Source organism: Pseudomonas lactucae, from assembly GCF_016937615.1.
Lineage (GTDB): Bacteria > Pseudomonadota > Gammaproteobacteria > Pseudomonadales > Pseudomonadaceae > Aquipseudomonas > Aquipseudomonas lactucae.
In genome coordinates, this window is sequence record NZ_JAFHKI010000200.1 from 1 (window position 1) to 5910 (window position 5910).

A 5910-nucleotide genomic window follows, 5' to 3' on the forward strand; every position below is an offset into this window, starting at 1 on the left:
GGGGCAAGATCCCTCGCCACAGGTGGTTGCCCGTGCATGAATAAAACTTGTGATCATCTAAAGTAAAATGAGTTTGTCTCATTATCCTCCGCTGCCGACAATGGCTGCCATCGAATATGGTAGTGGAGTTGTAAGTCATGGCAGTCGCTCATTCCCTTGGATTTCCGCGCATTGGACGCGATCGTGAACTGAAAAAAGCGCAGGAAGCGTTTTGGAAAGGCGAACTCGACGAAGCCGGACTGCGCGCCGTTGGCCGTGACCTGCGCAAGGACCACTGGGCGTTGCAGAAACAGGCCGGTATTGAGCTGCTGCCCGTCGGTGACTTCGCCTGGTACGACCAGGTCCTCACTCACTCGCTGATGTTCGGCGTGATCCCTGAGCGTTTCCGCCCGGCTGACGGCCACGCCACGTTGCACACGCTGTTCGGCATGGCCCGGGGTGTCAGCGACAGTTGCTGCGGCGGTGCCCACGCCCAGGAAATGACCAAGTGGTTCGACACCAACTACCACTACCTGGTACCGGAGTTCAGCGCCGATCAGCAGTTCCACCTGGGCTGGGACCAACTCTTCGAAGAAGTCCAGGAAGCCCATGAGCTGGGGCACACCGTCAAGCCGGTGATCATCGGCCCGCTGACGTACCTGTGGCTGGGCAAGACCAAGGGCGCCGACTTCGACAAGCTCGACCTTCTGGAGCGCCTGCTGCCACTGTACGGCCAGATCTTCCAGCGTCTGGCGGAGCAGGGCGTGGAATGGGTGCAGATCGATGAGCCGATCCTGGTGCTCGACTTGCCGCAGGCTTGGAAAAATGCCTTTGAGCGCGCCTACAACCTGATCCAGCGCGACCCGTTGAAAAAACTGGTGGCGACGTACTTTGGCGGCCTGGAGGAGAACCTCGGCCTGGCCGCCAACCTGCCGGTCGACGGTCTGCATATCGACCTGGTGCGCGCCCCGGAGCAATACCCGACCATTCTCGACCGTCTACCGGCGTATAAGGTGCTGTCCCTGGGTGTGGTCAACGGCCGTAACGTGTGGCGTTGCGACCTGGAAAATGCCCTGGCTACCTTGCAGCACGCGCATGAAAAACTCGGTGATCGCCTGTGGGTGGCGCCGTCCTGCTCGTTGCTGCACAGCCCGGTGGACCTGGGCCGTGAAGACCAGTTGGATACCGAGCTGAAAAGCTGGCTGGCCTTTGCCGTGCAAAAATGCGCCGAAGTGGCGGTGCTGGCTCAGGCGGTCGAGCAGCCCGAAGCGCCCGGAGTACTCGCGGCTTTGGCTGACAGCCGTGCCGTGCAAGCCGCCCGCACCGCATCACCGCGTATTCACAAGCCCGCCGTACAAGCGCGTGTTGCGGCCATCAGCATCAAGGACAGCCAACGCCAGTCGCCGTTTGCCCAGCGTATCGACGCACAACGCGCCGGCCTCAACCTGCCGCTGTTCCCGACCACCACCATCGGTTCGTTCCCGCAAACCGCCTCGATTCGCCTGGCGCGCCAGTCGTACAAGGCCGGTAAATTGAGCGAGGCCGAGTATGTCGAGGCCATGCACAGTGAGATCAGGCACGCGGTGCAGGTGCAGGAAAACCTCGGCCTGGACGTGCTGGTACACGGTGAAGCCGAACGCAACGACATGGTCGAGTACTTCGCCGAGCAACTGGACGGCTACGTGTTCACGCGCTTCGGCTGGGTGCAAAGCTACGGTTCGCGCTGTGTGAAACCGGCGGTGATTTTCGGCGACCTGAGCCGCCCGAAAGCCATGACCGTAGAGTGGATTCGGTATGCCCAAGGCCTGACCCGCAAGGTGATGAAGGGCATGCTGACAGGACCTGTGACCATGCTGATGTGGTCGTTCCCGCGCGAAGACGTGAGCCGCGAAGTACAGGCCCGCCAGTTGGCCTTGGCGATTCGCGACGAAGTGCTGGACCTGGAAGCGGCCGGCATCAGGATCGTACAGATCGACGAGGCCGCATTCCGCGAAGGCCTGCCGTTGCGCCAGGCGCAGTGGCAGCCTTACCTGGACTGGGCCACCGAAGTGTTCCGCCTGTGCGCCTGTGGTGTACGTGATCAAACCCAGATCCACACGCACATGTGCTACAGCGAGTTCAACGATGTGATCGAGTCCATTGCGGCGATGGACGCGGATGTGATCACCCTCGAAACCTCACGCTCGGACATGGAACTGCTGGACGCGTTCGAATCCTTTGCTTACCCGAACGACATCGGCCCGGGGGTCTATGACATTCATTCGCCGCGGGTGCCGGATGCGTCGGAAATGGCCGGCCTGCTGCGCAAGGCAGCCAAACGGATTCCGGCCGAGCGGTTGTGGGTGAACCCCGATTGCGGGTTGAAGACACGGGCTTGGCCGGAGACGGAGGCGGCGTTGATTCATATGGTCACCGCGGCTCGCCAACTACGGGCGGAGTTGGCATAACATCCTACAAAATGTGGGAAGGGCGGTCAGAGGTATTTGAGCCAGGCCAGGTCCCGTCGCCGCGTTTTAAGCCCGGCGAACCAACGCACGGGCGCGTACAGTGCCAGCGGCAGTAACAACGCCGCGAGCCACACGGCGCCCATGCCATCAAACCCAAAGTAGTTGCCATGGTTAAGCCCAAACAACCCAACACAGGCGACATACAGCACTTTCAACACATAAAGATGCAGCAGGTAAAAGAACATCGGCGCAGCGCCAAATACCGCCAGCACGCCGATCCAACGCTTGTGCCCGGCACGCTCAAACGCCCACAGCAGCAACAAGCCGATGCCCAGGGTCAACCCCAGGAACAGCAACGAAGGCGGGTACTTGGTCACATTGAAAAAACTCATCAACGTCTGCGCGCCGCTTTCATACGCCTGCCAAGGCTTTTCGCCGTAGCCGTTGGCCGCGCGCACCAGCACAAACCCCACCAGCGCGCTCACGCCACCCAGTAACAGGTAGCGCTGACGCAACGCCGGCGGCATGCCGTTGGCAAACCAGGGGCCGATGGCATAACCGAGGGCGATCACGCCGATCCATGGCAGCACCGGGTAGGTGATGCGCAGGCGCAGGTTATCCGACACGTCGATCCAGCTGCGTTCATGCAGCATCGCCCATAGATTCTGCAGCGCCGACCCTGGCGCGAAATGCACCGCGTCGAGCAGGTTATGCCCGCCGATGATCACCAGCGCCAGTATGATCAACACCGCACGCGGCAGCCACACCAACGCGGCGAGGGCGAGCATGCTGATGCCGATCGCCCAGATCACCTGCAGGTAGATCACGCTGGGCGGCAGTTGAAAGGTCCAGGCGAAGTTGACCAGGGTGAATTCCAGCACCACCAGGAACAGCCCGCGCTTGAACAGGAACGCCGATACGTCGCGCCGCCCCTGATACTTCTGACCGTACAAAAACGCCGACAGCCCGGTGAGTAACACGAATACCGGTGCGCACAGGTGGGCGAGGGTACGGCTCACAAATAACGCAGGCTCGGTGCTGTCGATGCTCATGGGATCGCTGACCTGGCGGTGCAGCAAGAAGGTTTCGCGCACGTGGTCGAGCAGCATGAACAGGATCACCAGGCCGCGCAGGGCGTCGATGGAAAGCAGGCGTTGGCGCAGGGGAACAGCATCGGTCATGGGGTAGGTCGCAGGGCAGGGCGGAAAGTGGGCGTTATCCTATAACATTAACTTGCACATTGCCGCCCTTTGGTCCTCCCCCGACCAGTGCGCTATTCCCACCAGGAATGCCCCCATAAAAAGGCCGCATTGTCCTTCTTGCAGCGGATCTCGTAGCTTTAGGGTTCATTCAAGGAGATTGCCCCATGAGCCAGAGCCCGTTGCGCCTTTACGTTGATTCGCTGTTCACCAGCCCCTACGCGATGTCGGTGTTTGTCACTCTGCGCGAAAAAGGCCTGGCCTTCGATCTGGTCAGCCTCGACCTGGACGCCGCGCACAACCAGACGGCCGAATACGCACGCTTGTCTGTGAGCCAACGTGTACCGACCCTGGTAGAGGGTGATTTTGCGTTGTCGGAATCTTCGGCGATCACCGAGTACCTGGAAGAGGCTTACCCCAGCATCGCGGTGTACCCGGCTGACCCTAAGCAGCGGGCGAGGGCGCGGCAGGTGCAGGCGTGGCTGCGCAGCGATCTGTTGCCGATTCGCCAGGAGCGTTCCACGCTGGTGGTGTTCTGCGGGCAGCAGAGGCCGCCGCTGTCGCCCGAGGCCCAGGCGGCCGCACGCAAGTTGATCGGTGGTGCGCAGGCATTGCTGGCGGGTAACCCGGCGTATCTGTTTGGCGAGTGGTCGATCGCCGATGTGGACCTGGCCGTGATGCTTAACCGCCTGATCCTAAACGGCGACGACGTTCCTGCCGAGTTGGTGGACTACGCCCGGCGTCAGTGGCAGCGGCCCTCGGTACAGGCATGGCTCAATCAGCCGCGTCCGGCACTGTAGCCGTTGCGCTGATTTGCTCCACACGTCGGTCCAGGTCTTCCCAATCCGCCATGCCCAGCACCCGCGTAGTGTTCAAACCGCGCAGGTAGCCGCGCAGTTGCTGGGCGCTGGCGTTGACCTGGTCGGCGTCAGCCTGGGCGTCGAGCAGCACGTTTTCATACTCGACCAGGTAATCGGCGACGCGCTCGCGAAACTCCGGCAGTACGGCTTCGCGGATGCGGTCGAAGGTTTTTTGGTGGGGCTTCATGGCGGTCCTTATCAGTTTTATCGCAGCACTATCGCTTCAGATAATAGTCATCATCATGCAATGCAAGTTCTGTTTTTGCCGGGAAAGCGCAAAATTGCCCCATCGAAACGCTGCTCAAGGAAATGCGCGATGAGGACGATAATTCAGCTGGGCTTAATGATTCTGATGCTCGGCGCCGTAGTGGTGAACAATGCAGCCATTGCCGGCGATCTGCGTACAGGCCATTTGCTACCTATCGCCACTGGCGTAAACTCCCTGCAGCGCGGGCAATCGGTGGGTGTGTTGTTGAGCGACAACACCCGCGACAATCTCAGCTATCTTGAACGCTATCACGACGTGGCCTTGAATGGCGCCAAGGATGCCCTCGACGGGCGTATCCGCCAGGCGTTCGTCAACAGCTCCGACCCGGAACTGGCCATTGATTGGTTGATGAGCTCGCTGCAGGGAACCTTTGCGTCCGTTACGGTCTACGACACTCTGGACGCGCTGGTGCAGGCTCATCCTGATGTGGTGGTGATGCTCGATACCCATAACCAGCTGCTGACCCAGCGTAACGATGAGGTCGAGGCACGGTTTGTTGCACGGTTCTATGACGCTGACCTGCAATATATCGCCAAGGCCGAAGGCTCGGTACACAAGCAAGTGCCCTCGGTGTGGGTACGTGACAAGGCCGCTCCGGAGATTGCCGCGCAGATCGAGCAGCAGCGGGATGTGCAGCTCGATGCCTTGAAGCAGTTCGATGCGTCCCTCAAGGCGCTGGTTCGTGCGGGTTGATGTGAACCTTTATTTTTATCCTCAGGATTTTTTCATGCGCTCTTTTTTCGTACCGACCACGGCCCTGTTGCTGGCCGGTTGTGTTTCCGCTCCCAACGACCCGACCTTGACCCTGCAAACCAGCAAAAGCCCGGAAGCCTATGTGCTTTGCGTACTGCCAAAGCTGGAGAAACACGGCATCACCTCCACCGTGACGCAGAACTCGCGCCACGCCAAGGTGGTGTTGACCAGCAAGATTGCCGCCGACGATGTGCTCGAGGCCTACAAGGCCGGAGAGGGCGCCAAGGTGTTTTTGTATGAGCGCAAGCCGCTGGCGTCGGCGTTGACGCCGTCACGGCTTGAACTGGCCGCACAGGACTGTAAGTAACACACCAATCCAATGTGGGAGGGGGCTTGCCCTGCTAATGCCAGTGAGTTAAGGGACAACACTGTATCTGTGGCAGGAGCAAGCTCCCTCGCCACAG

Annotated in this window: 6 protein-coding genes; 4 read left to right on the forward strand and 2 right to left on the reverse strand. The window is 60.5% G+C overall.

Annotated features, from left to right (window positions below; all coding sequences use genetic code 11):
- Nucleotides 1–137: 137 nt before the first annotated feature.
- On the forward strand, nucleotides 138–2426 hold the full coding sequence (gene metE / locus JWR98_RS27635) for a 5-methyltetrahydropteroyltriglutamate--homocysteine S-methyltransferase (RefSeq protein ID WP_205491743.1): 2289 nt from the start codon (nucleotides 138–140) through the stop codon (nucleotides 2424–2426).
- Nucleotides 2427–2452: 26 nt separating this feature from the next.
- Here the strand turns inward: metE and JWR98_RS27640 are convergent, their stop codons facing one another.
- A complete protein-coding gene (locus JWR98_RS27640) occupies nucleotides 2453–3607 on the reverse strand; it encodes an acetyltransferase domain-containing protein (RefSeq protein ID WP_205491744.1) in 1155 nt (384 codons plus the stop codon).
- Between the two features lie 185 nt (nucleotides 3608–3792).
- On the opposite strand from JWR98_RS27640, the gene yfcF reads away from it, so the two are divergent.
- Entirely contained in the window at nucleotides 3793–4425 is a 633-nt protein-coding gene (gene yfcF, locus JWR98_RS27645; RefSeq protein ID WP_078733585.1) for a glutathione transferase, read from the forward strand.
- Here the strand turns inward: yfcF and JWR98_RS27650 are convergent.
- Nucleotides 4400–4672, reverse strand: a complete 273-nt coding sequence (locus JWR98_RS27650) for a hypothetical protein (protein WP_078733584.1) — start codon at nucleotides 4670–4672, stop codon at nucleotides 4400–4402. The two genes, yfcF and JWR98_RS27650, sit on opposite strands and share 26 nt — an antisense overlap.
- A gap of 129 nt (nucleotides 4673–4801) precedes the next feature.
- Here JWR98_RS27650 and JWR98_RS27655 point away from each other — a divergent pair, with 129 nt between their 5' ends.
- Nucleotides 4802–5446: an ATPase gene (locus tag JWR98_RS27655; protein ID WP_205491747.1), complete on the forward strand. Its 645-nt coding sequence runs from the start codon at nucleotides 4802–4804 to the stop codon at nucleotides 5444–5446.
- Between the two features lie 34 nt (nucleotides 5447–5480).
- Complete coding sequence (locus JWR98_RS27660) at nucleotides 5481–5813, forward strand: hypothetical protein (protein WP_078733582.1); 333 nt, start codon at nucleotides 5481–5483, stop codon at nucleotides 5811–5813.
- The last annotated feature ends 97 nt before the right edge of the window (nucleotides 5814–5910 follow it).